Origin of the sequence: Brachybacterium paraconglomeratum (assembly GCF_003994255.1) — a bacterium.
GTDB lineage: Bacteria > Actinomycetota > Actinomycetes > Actinomycetales > Dermabacteraceae > Brachybacterium > Brachybacterium conglomeratum.
Map to the genome: position 1 here is coordinate 605,268 of NZ_ML133851.1, position 16,600 is coordinate 621,867.

Consider the following 16,600-nt stretch of genomic DNA (forward strand, 5'->3'; position numbering starts at 1 on the left):
GGACCACGGGCACGCCGGGTCGCACGCAGCCGCCCGCACCCTCGCTCCGCCCCCGTCCCACCGCCGCGCTCGTCCGCGCCTCCGCGGTGGGCGTGCTCGCCCTGGCCCTGGCGCTGCTGCGCGGAGAGCCTGCGCTGGTCCTCGCCGGGCTGCCACTGCTGGCCTGGTCTCTGCTGGCCGTCGCCCGCCGCACGGCACGCGGCGAGGAGCGCTCCTACCCCGCCCCGTCCCTGCACCTGAACCGTCGGCGGATCGACGAGGACGGTGCGGCGCGCGCCACGGTGACCGCAGGCCCGGGCCTGCTGACCACGGCGAACGTCCCGAGGCCGCCGCATGCGGATCTCGCCCCGCGCCACGGCTCCCTCACCGGCGACGGCGGGGCGGCGCTGCGCATCGGCGCCCGGCGCTGGGGCCGGATCGAGGTGGGGCCGGTGCACGTGCTGGTCGCGGATCCGCTCGGCGCCTTCCGGGCGCAGGTAGACCTGCCCCCGGTGTCGCTCCAGGTGGTCCCCTCCTCCGTGGTGCTCGATGCCCCTGTGGACGTCCCCACCCCGATCGGGGTGAGCGGTGCGCACCTCTCGCGGCGCCGCGGCGACGGCACCGCGCTGTCGGAGGTGCGCGCCTTCCGGCCCGGGGACCGACTGCACCGGATCAACTGGCGGGTCACGAGTCGCACCGGGCAGCTGCACACCAATGCGACCTTCACCGAGCAGGACACCGAGGTCCTCGTCGTCACCGACACCACCGCGGACGTCTCCCCCGCCCCCTGGGCCGGCGAGGTCGCGCCCACCAGCCTGGACATGACGATCCGGGCCACGACCGCCGTGGCGCGTCACTATCTCGGCGTCGGCGACCGGGTCGCGCTGCTCGACATCGGGCGGCTGATAGGCGCGGTGCCGCCCGGCTCCGGCCCCCGTCAGCTGCGGGTGCTCACCGATGCGCTGTCCCGCGCGGCCCGGGACCCGGGCGCGCTCCGCCCCCTCCCCCGCCTGCCCGCGGTGCGGACCGGCACGCTGACGGTGGTGTGCTCGCCCCTGCTCCGCCCCGAGGTGATCACCAGGATCGGGGAGCTCGTCGCCCAGGGCGCGGACGTGATCGTCGTGGACACGCTCCCGCCGAGCGTCGGGGACACCTCCGTGCTGCGCGGGCGGCCGCTGCGGCTCGACGGCCGGGTCTCCGAGCGCTTCTGGCCCGAGGCGTGGGCGCTGCGGAGGCTCGAGCGGGAGCGGACGGTGCGCGAGCTGCGGGAGGCGGGCGTCCCGGTCACCGCTTGGGAGGGGCCCGCCTCGCTGGCTCCGGTGCTCCTGTCCCTGTCCGCCGCGCGCGGCGCACCGCGACGGAGGAGGTCCTGATGCGGCTGACGTCCTTGCTCGACCCGATCGCCGGTGCTCTTCTCGCGCTGCGCGGGATCAGTCCGGTGCAGTGGGCGCTGCGCGGCACCGGTACCGCGGCGACGGTCGCCGCGGCGGCGCTCGCGCTGTCCGGCCCGGGACTCGCGGCGATGCACCTGGGTGTCGTGCTGGTGGGGCTCGTCTGTCTCACGGCCCTCGCCGCGCAGTGGCTCGATCCCGACACGGACCTCGGAATGCTGGCGCCGACGGCGGTGGTGATCGCGCTGGCGGTGCGGGCCGATCTGGACGTCGTGCTCGCCGGGTCGACAGGTCTGCTGCTGCTCGCGGGACATGCCTCCTTCGCGCTCGCGGCCGTCATGCCCGCGCACGGGGCCCTCGACCGCGACGCCCTGCGCCTCGCGCTGCGGGCGCTCACCGGGGTGCTCGTGCTGACGCTGGTGGGCGGGGTGCTCGTGGTGCTGCTCGCGCAGGTGCAGCTCGGGCCGTGGGCGGTGGTGGTCGCCGCGGTCGCCGTCGTCGTGCTGTGGATCGCCGTGATGCCGCGAGGGCGCTGAGGTCAGGGGGCCGGGCCGCGGTGCGGGCCGACGCGTGTCGACCCGTGCTGATCAGCCGGTGCGCGCTTCCGACAGGCCCTCGGGATCCGACGGCCGGTCGCCGTCGTCCACGGTGGTCGGGCTCGACCGACGAGAGGGATCCGAGGCGTCGTCGAGGTCGACGGGCTCGTCCGCGAGGATCTCAGCGCGGGCCCCGTCCTCCCCGTCCAGGAGATGCCTCAGCAGCGGGGAGGTGGACTGATAGATGTGCCCGGTGGGGGTCCTGATCGTGAGGCGGTGCGGTCGGTCGTCGCTCGCCGGGTCGACCGTCGACTCCCATCCCGGCATCTCCTTGACGAGGTTGAAGCGCTGGCAGTGGCCGATGCCGTTGTCGGCGTCGGTGCTGCCGCCGTCGGCGAAGCGATGGGCGTGGTCGATGTCGTGGATCGGCGCATCGCACCATGGCGTGCGGCAGCGCTGATCGCGCAGCAGGATGAATCGGCGGACCTGCCCACGGAAGAGGCGCCGTCTGCCGTCGACCTCGGTCAGGTCTCCGACCTTGGCGTCGGCGTAGAGGCGACGGATCCATCGCGCCGCGCTGCTGATCTCCGGCGGGGGTGCGGGAGCATCTGCGGCCACGTGTGCTGGGGGCGGGAGCGTCGGCACACCGAGCGCGAGGTCGCGGGCGACTCTTCCGGGGAGCGGATGGCCCTCGATCCAAGCCGTCGCCTCCTCGTCGGCGAGGAGGGTCATGTCGGTCATGAGCAGCTGGATCTCGACGGGGATGTCGTCGGGGCTCTCGAGCCCGCAGGCGCTGGCCGTGAGGGTGTCGGCCATGATCTGGCCCTTGGTGCGCGGGTCCCCGGTGGCCTTCGCCGATCGCGCCGCCTCGGTCAGCACTTTCAGCACTGCGACGCCGTCCTTCACGGGGAGCGTGGCGCGGAGGATCGACATGCCGTCGACGGCCGGCTGGAGCGAGACCCGTCGGTCGGCGACCGCGCGCTGGTGCCGGCGCACCGCGGCGTCGGCGTCGAGCTCCTGTGCCCGGGCGCGGGCGAGGTCCCCGGCCCGGCGCGCGGTGACCGATGGCAGCTGGTCGGCGAGGTCGACGTCGACGCGGGCCCGGTCCTCCTCCTCGAGCACCAGCACGTTCTCGGCGATCCTGCGGGCGGCGTACTCGCTGATCTCGCCCGCCTCGAGCAGCTCGCTGGTGCGCGGCAGGGATCCGAGCAGCACCCGGTGCAGAGCAACCTCGTCGGACGCCTGCTTCGGGGTGATGCGACGGGCGAGGGCGACCTGGTCGGCGATGCCGCGGCCTCGCTGCCCTCTGGGCACTCCCTGTCGCTCCTGCTCGCGGAGCTGCGCATCCCAGAAGGCGGCCTCTGCCCGGGCCTGTGCGGCGGCGAGCCGTCCGTTGGCGCGCTCCGTCGCGGTGATCAGATCGATCAGTGCGGCGTCCTCCTCTGCGGCGAGCGCCTCGGCCGACGGGGCAGTGTCGAGGAGATGCGACAGCTGATCGGCCCAGTCCAGTGCGGACGTTGACATGGCTCCCCTCCCCTCGCTCTGCGGTGGTCGCGGTGGCTCCGAGAACGATGCGACCTGATGAGCCCAGCCTCGTCGCCCCGTCGACGACGTGCCAGCGTCGGCGCAGGCATGTGGATCGGCACGGCATGTGGAGGAGACGTCCGACAGCGGACGGCATTGGACTCGCCCAGGGCTCTCGATGCGTGACTCCGGGGCGTCGCCTTTTCTCCCGTTGCGTGGCGCCAGGGCCTCACTCCTTCTCCCGCTGCGTGGCGCCGGCGTCTCTCCTGCCCACCGTCACGCCCTCGGCGGAACCGGCGTGACCGGCGTCGCTCGCCCTTCCCGCTCGGCGCCGACCGGGGCTACCGTGCTGAGCATGTGGCAGATGATGGATCTCCTGTACGCGCACAAGAAGGACATGGTCGCGCCGGAGGACGCCCTGCCCGGCCGCGACGCCTACCCCTACCCGCTCGCGCGCGAGCACCTCGTGCTCGGCACCGACATGCTCGGGCCCGACGCTCCCCGTGACCCGCACCCCTGGCCCGAGGACGCCGAGGAGCTGATCCTCGCCGGCGGCTGCTTCTGGGGCATCGAGCGGATCGCCTGGCAGATCCCTGGCGTGCACACCACCTCGGTCGGCTACGCGGGCGGCTACACGCCGCACCCCACCTATGAAGAGGTGTTCTCCGCCCGGACCGGCCACGCCGAGGCCGTGCGCGTGATCTACACCGGCGGCGAGGACACGCTGCGGGCGCTGCTGACCGAGTTCTGGCAGCAGCACGATCCGACCACCGCGAACCGCCAGGGCAACGACGTGGGCACCGAGTACCGCAGCGCCGTGTACTGGACCACCGACGTACAGGGCGAGGTCGTGCGCGACTCCGCCACCCGCTACCAGGAGGCGCTGGACTCCGCCGGTCGCGGCGCGATCACCACCGAGTTCGCGCCACTGGCCGAGGCCGGAAACGGCGTCTACTACACCGCGGAACCCGAGCACCAGCAGTACCTCGAGAAGAACCCCACCGGCTACTGCAACCACGGGTTCAACGGGGTCGCCTGCTCGCTCTGAGCCGCAGGCCGGTCAGCGCTGCGGCAGGCCGTCCCCGGTGTCGCCGCCCATGAGGTTGCGCCGCCCGCCGATCTCGGGGCCGCCCGTCGGACGCGGCGCGGTGGGCGCGGCGCCCATGAGCTGCGCCGCGAAGCCGCCGGCCTCGCGCGGGAGCGGGGCCGCACCGCCCGGACCGCAGGCCGCGGCGGCCGCCGAGGGCTTCGCCCGTTCGACCGCGCCCGCCTGCGCGAAGCGCTGCATCTGCGAGGTGGTCGGGTAGATGCCGCTGACCACGATGTCCAGACCCAGCAGGGTCACCGGCAGCACCGACTCCCCCGCGGATTCCATCAGGGCGCGGACGGGCTCGCACTCCTCGAAGGCCCAGGCGTCCTCGTCCTGCAGATAGACCGTGATCGGCTGGCCGTCGAGGGCGAGCGCCGCGGCCTCATCGAGGAAGGCTTCCTGCCGCTCCGCGTCGGGCGGCGGGGACGGCAGGAAGATGTCCAGCCCCGCGAGCTGCGGGGCGTCGTCGGCGTCGGTCATGGCCCCACCGTAGCGCGGGACGGGAACACGACCGTGCGGTCGTGGAACCGTGGCGGCCCTGCACGGGACCCGCGCCGACGGGGCGGAGCTCGAGCTGCACGGCGACATGCTGGGGCTCGTCCACGAGTTCCGGTACGGCCAGGTCGTCGCCGCGGCGCGCTCTCGACGGTCGCGGCGAAAGGCGACGACGAGGACGGGGCGGCGGCACCCTCGAGGTGCCGCCGCCCCGTCCTCAGGTGGCGTCTCGCCGGGCTCAGCGGGCCCCGGGCTGACGCGGGTTCGCGTAGTCGATCGTGAACTGCGGCGAGGTCCAGGTCTCCCAGTGCTCCGGGTTCTCCGGATCGCCGAGGGGCTTGAGGACCTTCATCTCCAGGACGTAGTCGCCGTCCTTCACGCTGCGGGACTTCTGGTTCTTCATCGAGAAGGTGCCGTCCCAGGCATACAGCTCGGGCTCGGGGGAACGGCTCAGGTGATCGGTCGCGTCGATCGTGCCCACGGAGGGGTTGACGACCTTGAGCTTCCCGTTGGCGCGCACCTCGTAGGCCGAGATCTCCAGCCGCTCGGCCGGCAGCGCGAAGGCGTAGGCGAGGTAGGGCACGTCGCCGTCGGCCATCGTGTAGGTGTGGCCGCCCTCGGGATCCAGCAGCACGCTGCCGGCGCCGTCGCTGACGCCGAGGCCGGGCAGGCCCATCCCCTGGTCGTCCAGGACGGTGAGGGCCTGGTAGTCGCCGGAGAGTCCGGCGAAGGGGACCACGAGGTCGTCGTCGGTGCCGGTCAGGGTGATCCAGCCGCCGTAGATGAGGCCGTCCGTCCCGAAGTCCTCGCCGAGGGTCACGGTGACCTCCGCGCTGCCGTGCGCGGGCACGGTCACCTGCTCCGCGGAGGTGCCGGTGGTCGCCTCGGCCGTGTAGAACTCGGGGTTGCTGGTCGGGATCGCGGTCGCGACGCCGCTCTCGAAGCCGACGTCGTACACCTTCTCGGCGTCGGAGTCGTTGGTGACCGTCAGGGTGACGTCCTTCGGCCCGGCCTCGCCCTCGCCGAGGGAGATCGTCGGGGTCGTGACGGTCGAGGTCGCGTGCACCGCGGCGACCATGTTCAGCATGCCCGCGCCCTGACGGTGGACGGGCTCGAGATAGCCCTGCTCCGGCAGCAGCGACCAGGTGAGCTGGTCGGCGGTGTTCATCATCGCGGTCTTCACGTCCGCGGGGGCGAGGTCGGGCTTCGCCTCCAGCAGCAGCGCGGCCGCGCCGGCGACGTGCGGCGCCGCCATCGACGTGCCGGACATGGAGCCGTGGCCGCCGCTCTCGAGCGGCAGCGTCGACCAGATCGAGCCTCCGGGCGCGGCGACGTCGGGCTTGAGGTCGAGGTCGGCGGTCAGGCCGTAGGAGGAGAAGTCGGAGACGAGACCGCCGGTCCCGTTCTCGACCGTGGTGGAACCGGACTGCCAGGCCCAGGTGACCGGGCCGGCCGCGAGCGCCTCCTGCAGGGCCAGGCCGTCGGCCTGGGAGAGCATCACGACCGGGACGGTGAGCGCGGGATCGCCCTCGACCGTCGGGTTCAGGGCACCGGGCGCGTTGTCGTACAGGATCACGGCGTCGTAGCCGGCCTGCTCGCCGGCGAGAGCCTTCTCGCGGAACGCGCAGGTGCCGCGCTCGACGAGCAGTGCCTGGCCCGGCTCGGCGGCGGGCACGGCCGCCGGATCGCAGGCCTGCGCGGCGGGGGTGCCGGGAGCGCCGGCGGCGACGAGGGCGAGCTCGCCCGAGGTCGGCGGCTGCGGCGCGCCGGTCGCGGCCGAGTAGGGCCGGTCGGCCCCGCCAGCGGTCGCGAAGGGCGCGGAGCGGTGGGTGTTGTCGACGGAGGCGACGGTGATCGCGCTCTCGGCCACGCCCGGGGCGCCGCTCGAGAACAGGCCCGCGGCCCCCTCGTTGCCCGCGGAGATGACCACGGTGACGTCGTCGTCGACGAGCGTCTCGACCATCTGCGCGGTCGGATAGTCCTGCCAGGTCATGAAGGAGGCGCCGAGGGACATGTTGACCACGTCCGCGCCGTCGTCCATCGCCCGCTCCATCGCCTCGAGGATCACCTCGGTGTCGCTGGAGCCCTCGCAGCCGAACACGCGGTAGGAGAGCAGGTCGACCTTCGGGGCCACGCCGACGACCTCGCCGTCGGCGCCGATGATGCCGGCGACGTGGGAGCCGTGGCCGCCGCAGTCGTCGGGGAACTCGTCGGGGACGGGGGCCTCACCGGTGCGGGAGTCGTAGGCGTCGCCGACGAGGTCGTAGCCGCCGACGACGCGGTCGTTCGGGAAGTCCTTCGTCTCGTCGTCCACGCCGGAGCCGCCGAGATCGGGATGGTTGTAGTCGATGCCGGAGTCGATCACCGCGACGGTGACTCCCTCGCCGCTGAGGCCGTCGACCTGCTGGACCTGGTCCACGCCGGTCATCGCGTTGCCGTAGACGTCCGAGGGCGTCGCGTCGGCCGGCTCGGGGGCGGCGACCTCGAGCACGGGGTACACGGCCCGCACGCCCTCGACCTCGCTGAGCTTCTGCGCATCGGCGTCGTCCATCTCGACGGACATGCCGTTCCAGCCGGTGGTGAAGTTCTCCTGGACCTCGAGCGGGATCGCGGCGTCCTCGGCGCGCTCGGCCACGGTCTCCTGCGCGGCGGTCGCCGACGCCTTCGAGCCGCCGCGGAGCGTGGGCTGCCCCTCGACCTCGACCAGCCAGCGGCCGGGGACGGTCGTCTCCCCCGCGGCGCGGAGCTCGTCGGCCGTGGGGACCTCGACGCCGAGCTCGGCGGCGGTGGCGAGCTTCTCGGGGGTCTCGCCGTCGGCGAGCGCGGGGGCGCTCACCAGCATGCCGGCGACGAGCGCCGTGCCGGCGGAGGCCGCGAGCAGGCCGCGGGGTCTGGGAAGATCTGGTCTGGGCAGAGGCATCGGCGCCATCTTTCGAGGAGAGAGGGAGGACGGTGCGCGCGCGAAGGGTCGCCCCGGGGATGTCCGGTGCGCACCGCCGCTCACCATTTCACCATGTGACCCCCCTCACCGGGAGGCGAACGACCGGATTGCGGGAGGGAGGGTCCCGATCAGGTCACGGATCCGCGCCGGCGGCGGCCGCGAGGTCGTTCAGGGGGTACGGCTCAGGGCGGCCCGTCCGCCGACGCCGGGGCGGGCCGATCTCCCGGCTCAGGGCGCCTCGGTCTCCCGGCGCAGCGCGATCCGGTCCGGGTCGGGCAGCACGAAGGCCGGGGAGGCGAGCTGGGAGAGCGCGTGCTCGAGCCGGGGCTCCTCGTCGGGGACCATCACCGAGAGCATCCCGAGCCGTCCCCCGTCGATCTGGAGCTCGAGCTCGTAGCGGATCCCGCCGCGGAGGAACTCGCCGCGCACCGGCCACTGCTGCTGGCGCGGCACCGCGAGGCGCCGGGGATCCTCCACCACGAGCTGCAGGTCCGCGCCGACCCCGCCGGTGTCGAGGACCCGTGCGGTCTCGAGCTGCTCTCGCAGCGCCTCCGCGCCCGGCGGGGCCGGGGCGTCCGGGGCATCGGCCAGGAGCGCCTCGATCAGGGCCCGCACCTCGGAGGGCAGCGGCACCCCGGCGGGCTCCCCGAAGGTCTCCTCGCGCAGGGACCAGCTGCGATCGGGGTCCCCCAGGTGGGGCAGCGCGATCACGGCCGCGGTGCCCGCCGCGCCCAGCGCCGCGAGCGCGAGGCGGGGCCGGGTCATCCCCAGCCCGCGCAGGGCGTCGACCATCCGGGCGTCGAAGCTCTCGACCACGTCCATCAGCCCCAGCGTCACGCCGCCGGCGACGACGCCGTCGCGCACCGGGTCCAGCACCGGCAGGTCGTAGCGGGAGGAGTCCGCGACGAGCGCGGCGGTCGCCGCGGCGACGCCCACCCGGTAGGCACCGTGCGCGAGCGGACCCAGCCGACGCGGCTCGACGAGCGACAGCGCCCCGACGGCGCCGGCACCGGCGACGACTCGGAGCATCCGTGCCCTGGTCAGCGAGATCATGCTCGGAGTCTAGAGCCCCGCGGGGCGGGATGGACGTGCGGTCCGCGGCGACTACCCTCTCCTCTGTGAGCCAGGCACCCGAGATGTCCCGCCCGGCGCGCCCCGCTCCCGTGCCCGCCGAGCCGACGCGCCTGCGCCTCCTGGTGCCCGCGCTGCTCGCGCTCGCCGGCACCCTCGCCTACGGCCTGCTGGGCAGCCAGCAGTTCCGCAACCTCGTCGCGCAGTCCTGGGACCTGGGGATCTTCACCCAGCTCCTCCGCGCCTACGGGGAGCTGCGCGCCCCGATCGTGCCGATCAAGGGCGATGCGGTGAACCTGCTGGGCGACCACTTCCATCCGCTGCTCGCGCTGCTGGCCCCCGTGTGGTGGATCTGGCCCAGCGGCGAGGCGCTGCTGTGGACCCAGGCGCTGCTGTTCGGGATCTCCGCGATCCCGCTGACCCGTCTCGCGATCGACCGGCTCGGAGGGGGCCTCGGCACGGTCGCGGGCGCCGCCTACGTCTTCTCCTTCGGGCTGCAGTCCGCGGCGGCGGTGCAGTTCCACGAGATCGCGCTCGCCGTGCCCCTGCTGGCCTTCTCGCTGACCGCCCTGCTGCGGGAGAAGGTGCTCGCCGCGGCGCTGTGGGCGGCGCCGCTGGTGCTGGTCAAGGAGGATCTGGGGCTGACCGTCGCGATGCTCGGACTCGTGATCGCGCTGCGGGGCCGGCAGCACCGCCCGCTCGGCGCGCTGCTCGCCTCCTGGGGCGCGGCATGGTTCGTGCTGGCGACCTTCGTGATCCTCCCGGCGCTGAACACCGCCGGGCAGTACGACTACACCGACAACCTCGGCTCGCCGCTGGAGGTGGTCTGGCCGCCGGTGAAGTGGCTGACCGTGCTGATGCTCCTCGCGCTCGCCGGCGGGATCGGCGCCCGCTCGCCTCTGATCTGGCTGATGGGGCCGACCCTCGCATGGCGCTTCACCGGGACGGTCGAGTTCTACTGGGACTGGTACTGGCACTACAACGCGGTGCTCATGCCGATCGCGCTCGCGGCCCTGCTGGACGCCCTCGGCGACCGCCGCACGGGACGGGCCACGGCCTGGCTGCGCCGCGACGCGCCGCTGCCGCCCAGGCCGGTGCGGACCGCCGCCGTCGCGCTGTGCGCCGCGGTCACGCTGGTGCTCGGCCCCCAGATGCCCGTGCTGGACGTGCTGCGCCCGCAGCAGTGGGAGCCGACGTGGCGGGCCGAGCCCGCGCAGGCCGCGCTCGAGGCTGTGCCCGACGACGCGGTCCTCGCGGCGGACATCACGCTCCTCGCCCAGGCCGTGCCCGACCACGACGTGCAGTGGCTGCACGGCCCGAACGACCGCGTCCCCGACTGCGTGCTCGGGGACTGGTACGCGTTCTCCTGGAACTCGATGCCGCCCGACGACCTCGCAGTCTGGGCGCAGCAGAGGTGGGGCGTCGAGTACCGGGCGGTGTTCGACGAGGGCGGCTTCACGGTGGCCTGCCGGGCTTGAGCCGCGCACCGGAAGGCAGGGCGGTCGGGTCTCGTCAGGCCGGGCCGGCGGTGCTCCTCAGACCGGGTCCTCCCGGACGGTGCCGGCGCGTCGGCCCCGCTGACCTCGGGAGGTCGCCTGCGCCCGCTCCAGCAGGTGCCGCTCCCGCTCCGCCCGCGCGGACTCGAGCCGGAGCCGCCACGGCGAGTGCCGTTCCGCCGCCAGCGCGATCTGCAGGCCCCGCGAGAGGGCCCGGTCGGTCGCGGAGACCGGCAGCGCCGCGAGCTCCGCGGCGTGCTCGGGCAGACGGTGCGCGACCCCGCAGGCGCTCCAGCGCGCCGCGATCTGGAAGATGCGGCTGCGGGTGTCGAGCATCGAGTGGCCCGCGCCGCGGATCTCCAGCAGCTGCGCGCCGGGGATCCGCCCGGCGACCTCCCGGGCGACCCGGGTCGGGCTGACCAGGTCCTGGCTCCCCGAGATCACCAGGGTCGGGGCGGTGATCGCGGGGGCGAGGGCGTGCAGGTCGATCGGCTCGCGCGCGAAGGGCGGCACGGCCCGGCGCTCCTCGCCCGTGAGCAGCAGCGGGTCCAGCGGTCCCCCGTCGGCATGCGCCCCGTACCCGAGCTCCGTGTGCACGAGACGGGCCACGAGGTCGTGCTCGACCACGAACGGGGTCGACTCGAGCCAGGCCCGGTTCAGCACCTTCCGCACGCTGGACCAGGTCAGGGAGCCGCGACCGACGGCGAGCAGGTCCATCAGATCGCGCACCGCGGCCGGTCCTCCGTGCTCGTGGACGGCGAGCACGACGGGGCCGGCGCGGGAGGCCTCCACCTTCCCCTCCGCGGCGAGGCGGCGCAGCACGGCGGCGGTGGACGAGGTGGTCGCCTCGCCGCCGTCCCAGTACAGCTCGCGCAGACGTCGCTGGGCGACCAGCTCGTCGGTCGCGGCGCTGCGCGGGGAGTCCAGCACCAGGGAGTGCACCCGCTCCGGGTGCAGGATCGCGAGGATCTGGGCGAGCTGGGCGCCGTAGCCGGTGCCGACCAGCGCCGCCCGCTCGACGCGGGCGTGGTCGAGCACGGCGAGCACGTCCCGCACCACCTCCCGCAGCGTGATCGCCCGGGCGGGCAGGTCCTCCCCGACGGCGTCCAGCCGGGAGAAGCCGACGCCGCGGTGCTCCATCATCAGCACGTCCACCCCGCGCGCGGCGAGGCTGCGGCGCAGCACGTCGTAGGGCAGCACCGAGGCCCGCGCCGGACCGTCAGGCAGGATCAGGACCGGCACCTCGGGGCTGAGGGACTCGGGCGGGGGGCTCCCGTCCGCTCCCCGCACCCGGCGGGGACGGCGCGGGGTCGCGCGGGCGTAGCGCAGCGGGAACAGCTCCGGGCCCTCCCTCTCCACCTCGCGGTAGATGGTCATGAGGTCGTTGCGGATCTGCAGCAGCTCGTCCTGGGTGGCGCGCTCGATGATCTCGACCGGTCGTGCCCAGGGCGCGATCCGCCGGGGAAGGGGCAGGGCGGGCAGCCCGGACGTGGGAGTCCGGGAGGTGCGGGGCTCCTCGCTCATCGCCGTCCTCTCATCGGTCCCGTCGCGGCTGGGCGCGTCTCATGCGTCGTCACCCGTCGCACCGGCGACCGACGAAGCGACGCCCGTCGAGCCGCCGCCGATCGTGTCCCACAGGAAGGTGTACAGCAGCGCGTTCATCCGCGCCGCCTGCTCGTTGTTCGCCGCGCCGCCGTGCCCGCCCTCGATGTTCTCCCAGGAGCGCACGTCGGCGCCGAGCGACTCGAGCGCCGCGGTGAACTTCCGGGCGTGGCCGGGATGGACGCGGTCGTCGCGCGTGGAGGTGAGCACGAAGGTGGGCGGGTAGTCCGCCGCCCGCTCCTCGGAGAGCAGGTGGTACGGGCTGAAGGTGCGCACGAACTCCCAGTCCTCGGTGTCGGGGTCGCCGTACTCCGCCATCCACGAGGCTCCGGCGAGCAGGTGGCTGTAGCGCTTCATGTCCAGCAGCGGCACCTGGATGATCACCGCGCCGAACAGCTCCGGGTACTGGGTGAGCATGTTCCCGGTGAGCAGGCCGCCGTTGGAGCCGCCGCGCACCGCGAGGTGGTCGCGGTCGGTGACGCCCCGCTCGACGAGGTCCTTCGCGACCGAGGAGAAGTCCTCGTAGGCGCGGTGGCGCTCCTCCTTCAGCGCCGCCTGGTGCCAGGCGGGGCCGTACTCGCCGCCGCCGCGGATGTTGGCGAGCACGTAGGTGCCGCCCCGCTCGAGCCAGGTCTTCCCGATCGCGCCGAGGTAGGAGGGGGTCAGGGAGATCTCGAAGCCGCCGTAGCCGTAGAGCAGGGTGGGCCGCGGAGAGTTCGCTGCCCGGTCTCCCAGACTCTGCGAGATCTCGAAGTACGGGATCCGCGTGCCGTCGTCGCTGGTGGCGAAGTGCTGGGTGACCTCGAGTCCCTCGGCGTCGAAGCGGGCCGGCGCGGACTTCACCGGCTCGAGGTCCGACGGCTCGCCGCCGCCGGCGACCTCGGAGAGGTCCCCGAGCAGCAGGGCGGTCGGCTCGATGAAGTCGGTGACGGTCACCCAGATCTCGTCGCTCTCGTCGGCGTCGACCGCGGAGACGCCGATCGAGCCGCGCAGCTCGGGGTACAGATCTCGGCGCACCCACTGCCCGTGCTCGTCGCGGGTGTGGACCTCGAGGCGGTGCACGACGTCCTCGAGGATGGAGAGGACCACGGCGGTGCGGGTGATGGTCATGTCCGCGAGGGAGGTGGAGGCGGTGGGCTCGAAGAGCATGTGCAGCTCGGGCTCGCCCGCCTGGAAGCGGGCGAAGTCGCCGACGACGAGGGATCCGGCCGGGTAGACGTCCTCCCCCACCTGCCAGTCGCTGCGGGGGCTGAAGATCCCCAGGTCCCGGTGGGCGGTCGCCTCGAGGTCGCGGGGCACCTCGATCCTCGTCAGCTCCGGCGGGGTCGCGGAGCGGTCCACGACGTGCACGGTCTGGTCGTAGAAGGCGTGGGCCTCGACGATCCAGTCCCGCTCCCAGCCGGGGGTGTGGTCGTGCGCGGCGAAGACCGCCATGTCCGAGGCGGGGATCTCGTGGACGAGCTCCGCGTCGGCGAGCGGCGTGCCGCGTCGCCAGATCCGGGCCTGGCGGGCGTAGCCGGAGCTGGTCATGGTGTCCTCGCCGAAGTCGGTGCAGGCCCAGACGGTGTCCTCGTCGATCCAGGACAGCGAGCCCTTGGCCTCGGGGCGCACGAAGCCGCCCTCGGACTCGGGGACGAAGGAGAGGGTCTCGAGGTCGAACTCGCGCGTGACGTCCGCGTCGGAGCCGCCGTGGGAGAGCGCGACCAGGGCGCGGCGATAGGGCTCCCCGTCGGCCAGGCCCTCCGGGCGGAGCAGGCGCGCGCCGTGCCACACCCAGTCCTCGCCCTCGGCCTCGTTCAGCGCGTCGACGTCCAGCAGGATCTCCCACTCGGGCTCGTCCGTGCGGTAGGACTCCATCGTGGTGCGTCGCCACAGCCCGCGCTCGTGCTCGGCGTCGGTCCAGACGTTGTAGAGGTGCTCGCCGCGCTTGACGACGCCGGGGATGCGGTCCTTCGCGTCGAGGATCTCCCGGATCTGCCCCTGCAGGGTCTCCGCGAGCGGGGCGCCGTCGGGATCGGCGGGGTCCTGGACGCTCTCCAGCGCGGACTCGGCGCGGGCGTTGCGCTCGCGCACCCAGTCCAGCGCCTCCTCGCCGGTGACGTCCTCCAGCCAGGCGTGCGGGTCGGTGCTGCCGTCGGGGGCGGGGAGCTGCGCGGTGCGCTCGGCCTGGTCGGTGCTGTCGGTCATCGTGGGGATCTCCGTGGTCGTGGTCCGGTCGGTCGTGGGGGCGGGGTCCGTCACCGGTCGCCCTGCCCGGTGCTCGTCGTGGCGGGAAGCGCGGTGAACTCGCCGAGCACGCCCTTCCAGGCGTCCTTCCAGGCGGTCCGCGCGTCGGCCGTCTCCAGGCCCTTGTGCTCGATGCCGAGGGTGCTGCGGCCCTCGTCCTTCGCGGTGATGTTCACCGAGACGCGGCTGCCGTCGGCGACGGCCGCGCGCCAGTAGCGCCACGTCGCGGTGTCGCTGAGCGAGGGCTCCTCGAGCCCGAGGCCGTCGCGGCGGGCCTCGGCCATGAACGCGTCCCAGCGGTCGCGCACCTGCGTCGGCGTGCCGGGCACGGTGCGGGAGGCGGAGGCGGAGAAGTCCCCGTCGCAGCTCTGCCCCACCACGCGGCGCCCGATCACCTGCTCGTAGGCGACGGTGACGCCCTGCGCCCACCACTCCTCGACCTCCCACCGCTGCACCAGCATCCGTGCGATCGCGGTGTGGTCGAGGTCGCGCCCGCCGGCCGCGTCGAGCCGGTCCGTCCACTCGGCCAGCGAGGTGCCGGTGCCGTTCTCGAGCCGCGCGGCGTGCGGATGGTCCTGCGGGAGGATCTGGTCGCTCATGGAGGACACGATACGGCGAGCGCCGGGCCCGGGGACCCGGTCCGACGGGCCCGCTGCGTGCATGGAACACTGGCGGGATGCGACGTCGTCACCTGCTCGCCCTCGCCCCCGCGGCCGCTCTCGCCGCCTGCACGGCCCCTGAGGAGGACCCCGCCTCCCCGGGCAGCGACGGCGGGGGCGCGGCCCCCTCCGACGGCGGTGACGGCGGCACCGCCCCGTCCGACGGCGACCCGTCCGACGGCGAGGAGCCGACGACGACCGCCCCGCCGAGCGCCGCCGAGCAGCTGCTCGAGGGGCTCTCGCCGCGCGAGATCGCCGGGCAGCTGGTCCTCGTCGGCATCGCCGCCGGCTCCGAGATCCCGCCCGCGACGTTCGAGGAGCACCACGCCGGAGGGATCTTCCTGCTGCAGGTGTGGGAGGGCGCCGAGCAGGTCGACGCCGTCGTCGACTCCGCCCTCGCGCTCGCCCGCCCCGAGCTGCCGCCGCTGCTGGCCGTGGACCAGGAGGGCGGCCAGGTGCGGATGCTGCGCGGCGACGCGGCACGGGAGACGGCCTCGGCCGAGACCCTCGGCGCCGAGGGCCCGCAGGCGGTGGCCGACGCGTACACGAGCATCGGCGAGGACCTCTCCGCGCGGGGGCTGCACGTGGCCCTCTCCCCCGTCGCCGACGTCGTCGACCCGGAGCTCGGCGACGCGAACGAGCCCGTGGGCGGGCTGGACCGCGGCTTCGGCACCGATCCCGAGCAGGTCGCCGACTGCGTGACCGCCGCGGTCGAGGCGCTCTCCGAGCAGGGCATCGGCGCGACGCTGAAGCATTTCCCGGGCCTGGGCCGGGTGGAGCAGAACACGGACTTCTCCGCCGAGGGGATCGAGGATGCGACCACCGGGCCCGAGGACCCGTTCCTCGAGTCCTTCCGTGCCGGGATCGACGCCGGCGCGCAGCTGGTGATGATGTCCTCCGCGATCTACCCGCGGATCGAGCCGGACGTCCCGGCGATGTTCTCCGCCGCCGCGATCCAGGACCTGCTGCGCGACGGCCTCGGCTTCGAGGGGCTCGTGGTCACCGACGACATCGGCGCCGCGCAGGCCGTCGCCGACGTCCCCGTCGCCGAGCGCGCGACCCGGCTGCTCGAGGCGGGCGGCGACGCGGTGCTCACCGCCGACCCGTCGCTGACCGGCGAGCTCGTCGACGCGATCGAGGAATGGGCCGGGCGCGGCGAGGAGCAGGAGCAGCGGGTGCGGGAGTCCGCCGGCCGGATGCTCGCGCTGAAGGAGGAGCTGGGGCTGCTGTGACCGGGCGGCGGGTCTGGACGGGACCACCATCGGCGAGTTCCAGGAGCACGGCGCGTGCCGCCCGCTGCCGACAGGCATGGTCAGTTGCTGGCGTACGGCGTGCCGGTACGCCTATATAGGCGTAGTGGTACGCCGTACGCCAGCACTCGACCATGTCTCGACGGTGCAGGGGATGACAGCGAGCGGGAATCGGGCGCGGCCGGATGCGGCGCCGGGCCGACAGCAGCGGGCCGGGCCGCGCGCTCCGCCCGGTTCAGTCCTTCCCCCTCGACCGAGCTCCTACCGGCTCGTCCCTCACCAGTACGTCGCTCAGTCCTTCACCCTCGACCGAGCTCCTACCGGCTCGTCCCTCGCCAGT

General features: G+C 74.1%; 12 protein-coding genes. 5 read left to right on the top strand and 7 right to left on the bottom strand.

Translation table 11 applies throughout. From position 1 onward, the window contains the following. Nucleotides 1–92 precede the first annotated feature (92 nt). Both DS079_RS02740 and DS079_RS02745 read left to right on the top strand, forming a co-directional pair. Nucleotides 93–1,352 (top strand): DUF58 domain-containing protein, encoded by a 1,260-nt coding sequence (locus DS079_RS02740; protein ID WP_126984706.1) that lies wholly within the window; start codon nucleotides 93–95, stop codon nucleotides 1,350–1,352. After that, complete coding sequence (locus tag DS079_RS02745) at nucleotides 1,352–1,906, top strand: hypothetical protein (RefSeq protein ID WP_126984707.1); 555 nt, start codon at nucleotides 1,352–1,354, stop codon at nucleotides 1,904–1,906. The genes DS079_RS02740 and DS079_RS02745 overlap by 1 nt, the downstream gene beginning before the upstream one ends. A 51-nt stretch (nucleotides 1,907–1,957) precedes the next feature. On the opposite strand, the gene DS079_RS02750 is transcribed toward DS079_RS02745, so the two are convergent. Then, a complete protein-coding gene (locus DS079_RS02750; protein ID WP_126984708.1) occupies nucleotides 1,958–3,430 on the bottom strand; it encodes an HNH endonuclease in 1,473 nt (490 codons plus the stop codon). Nucleotides 3,431–3,785: 355 nt separating this feature from the next. Between DS079_RS02750 and msrA the strand changes: the two genes are divergently transcribed. Beyond that, nucleotides 3,786–4,478, top strand: coding sequence for a peptide-methionine (S)-S-oxide reductase MsrA (msrA, locus tag DS079_RS02755; RefSeq protein ID WP_126984709.1), 693 nt, complete (start codon nucleotides 3,786–3,788; stop codon nucleotides 4,476–4,478). A gap of 12 nt (nucleotides 4,479–4,490) precedes the next feature. On the opposite strand, the gene DS079_RS02760 is transcribed toward msrA, so the two are convergent. The 3 genes from DS079_RS02760 to DS079_RS02770 all read right to left on the bottom strand — a co-directional run bounded on the left by DS079_RS02760 (nucleotide 4,491) and on the right by DS079_RS02770 (nucleotide 9,009). Continuing rightward, nucleotides 4,491–5,000 (bottom strand): arsenic metallochaperone ArsD family protein, encoded by a 510-nt coding sequence (locus tag DS079_RS02760; protein WP_126984710.1) that lies wholly within the window; start codon nucleotides 4,998–5,000, stop codon nucleotides 4,491–4,493. A 253-nt stretch (nucleotides 5,001–5,253) separates the two neighbouring features. Further along, nucleotides 5,254–7,944, bottom strand: coding sequence for a S8 family serine peptidase (locus DS079_RS17580; protein ID WP_126984711.1), 2,691 nt, complete (start codon nucleotides 7,942–7,944; stop codon nucleotides 5,254–5,256). Nucleotides 7,945–8,184: 240 nt separating this feature from the next. Beyond that, a complete protein-coding gene (locus DS079_RS02770; RefSeq protein ID WP_126984712.1) occupies nucleotides 8,185–9,009 on the bottom strand; it encodes a hypothetical protein in 825 nt (274 codons plus the stop codon). A gap of 65 nt (nucleotides 9,010–9,074) precedes the next feature. Here DS079_RS02770 and DS079_RS02775 point away from each other — a divergent pair, with 65 nt between their 5' ends. Next, nucleotides 9,075–10,505: a DUF2079 domain-containing protein gene (locus DS079_RS02775; protein WP_241237520.1), complete on the top strand. Its 1,431-nt coding sequence runs from the start codon at nucleotides 9,075–9,077 to the stop codon at nucleotides 10,503–10,505. 57 nt (nucleotides 10,506–10,562) lie between these two features. Here the strand turns inward: DS079_RS02775 and DS079_RS02780 are convergent, their stop codons facing one another. Genes DS079_RS02780 through DS079_RS02790 form a run of 3 tightly spaced genes read right to left on the bottom strand, consistent with a single transcriptional unit; the run spans nucleotide 10,563 to nucleotide 14,950 of the window. Continuing rightward, on the bottom strand, nucleotides 10,563–12,047 hold the full coding sequence (locus tag DS079_RS02780) for an alpha/beta fold hydrolase (protein WP_126984713.1): 1,485 nt from the start codon (nucleotides 12,045–12,047) through the stop codon (nucleotides 10,563–10,565). A 39-nt stretch (nucleotides 12,048–12,086) separates the two neighbouring features. Next, nucleotides 12,087–14,312, bottom strand: a complete 2,226-nt coding sequence (locus DS079_RS02785) for a prolyl oligopeptidase family serine peptidase (protein ID WP_126984714.1) — start codon at nucleotides 14,310–14,312, stop codon at nucleotides 12,087–12,089. Between the two features lie 50 nt (nucleotides 14,313–14,362). Continuing rightward, complete coding sequence (locus DS079_RS02790) at nucleotides 14,363–14,950, bottom strand: hypothetical protein (RefSeq protein ID WP_126984715.1); 588 nt, start codon at nucleotides 14,948–14,950, stop codon at nucleotides 14,363–14,365. 77 nt (nucleotides 14,951–15,027) lie between these two features. Here DS079_RS02790 and DS079_RS02795 point away from each other — a divergent pair, with 77 nt between their 5' ends. Continuing rightward, complete coding sequence (locus DS079_RS02795) at nucleotides 15,028–16,242, top strand: glycoside hydrolase family 3 N-terminal domain-containing protein (protein WP_126984716.1); 1,215 nt, start codon at nucleotides 15,028–15,030, stop codon at nucleotides 16,240–16,242. Nucleotides 16,243–16,600: the final 358 nt, after the last annotated feature.

Coding starts and splice junctions, on each gene's coding strand:
- DS079_RS02745 (WP_126984707.1), top strand. CDS start 1,352: ATGCGGCTGACGTCCTTGCTCGACCCGATCGCCGGTGCTCTTCTCGCG.
- DS079_RS02750 (WP_126984708.1), bottom strand. CDS start 3,430: ATGTCAACGTCCGCACTGGACTGGGCCGATCAGCTGTCGCATCTCCTC.
- msrA (WP_126984709.1), top strand. CDS start 3,786: ATGTGGCAGATGATGGATCTCCTGTACGCGCACAAGAAGGACATGGTC.
- DS079_RS02760 (WP_126984710.1), bottom strand. CDS start 5,000: ATGACCGACGCCGACGACGCCCCGCAGCTCGCGGGGCTGGACATCTTC.
- DS079_RS17580 (WP_126984711.1), bottom strand. CDS start 7,944: ATGGCGCCGATGCCTCTGCCCAGACCAGATCTTCCCAGACCCCGCGGC.
- DS079_RS02770 (WP_126984712.1), bottom strand. CDS start 9,009: ATGATCTCGCTGACCAGGGCACGGATGCTCCGAGTCGTCGCCGGTGCC.
- DS079_RS02780 (WP_126984713.1), bottom strand. CDS start 12,047: ATGAGCGAGGAGCCCCGCACCTCCCGGACTCCCACGTCCGGGCTGCCC.
- DS079_RS02785 (WP_126984714.1), bottom strand. CDS start 14,312: ATGACCGACAGCACCGACCAGGCCGAGCGCACCGCGCAGCTCCCCGCC.
- DS079_RS02790 (WP_126984715.1), bottom strand. CDS start 14,950: ATGAGCGACCAGATCCTCCCGCAGGACCATCCGCACGCCGCGCGGCTC.
- DS079_RS02795 (WP_126984716.1), top strand. CDS start 15,028: ATGCGACGTCGTCACCTGCTCGCCCTCGCCCCCGCGGCCGCTCTCGCC.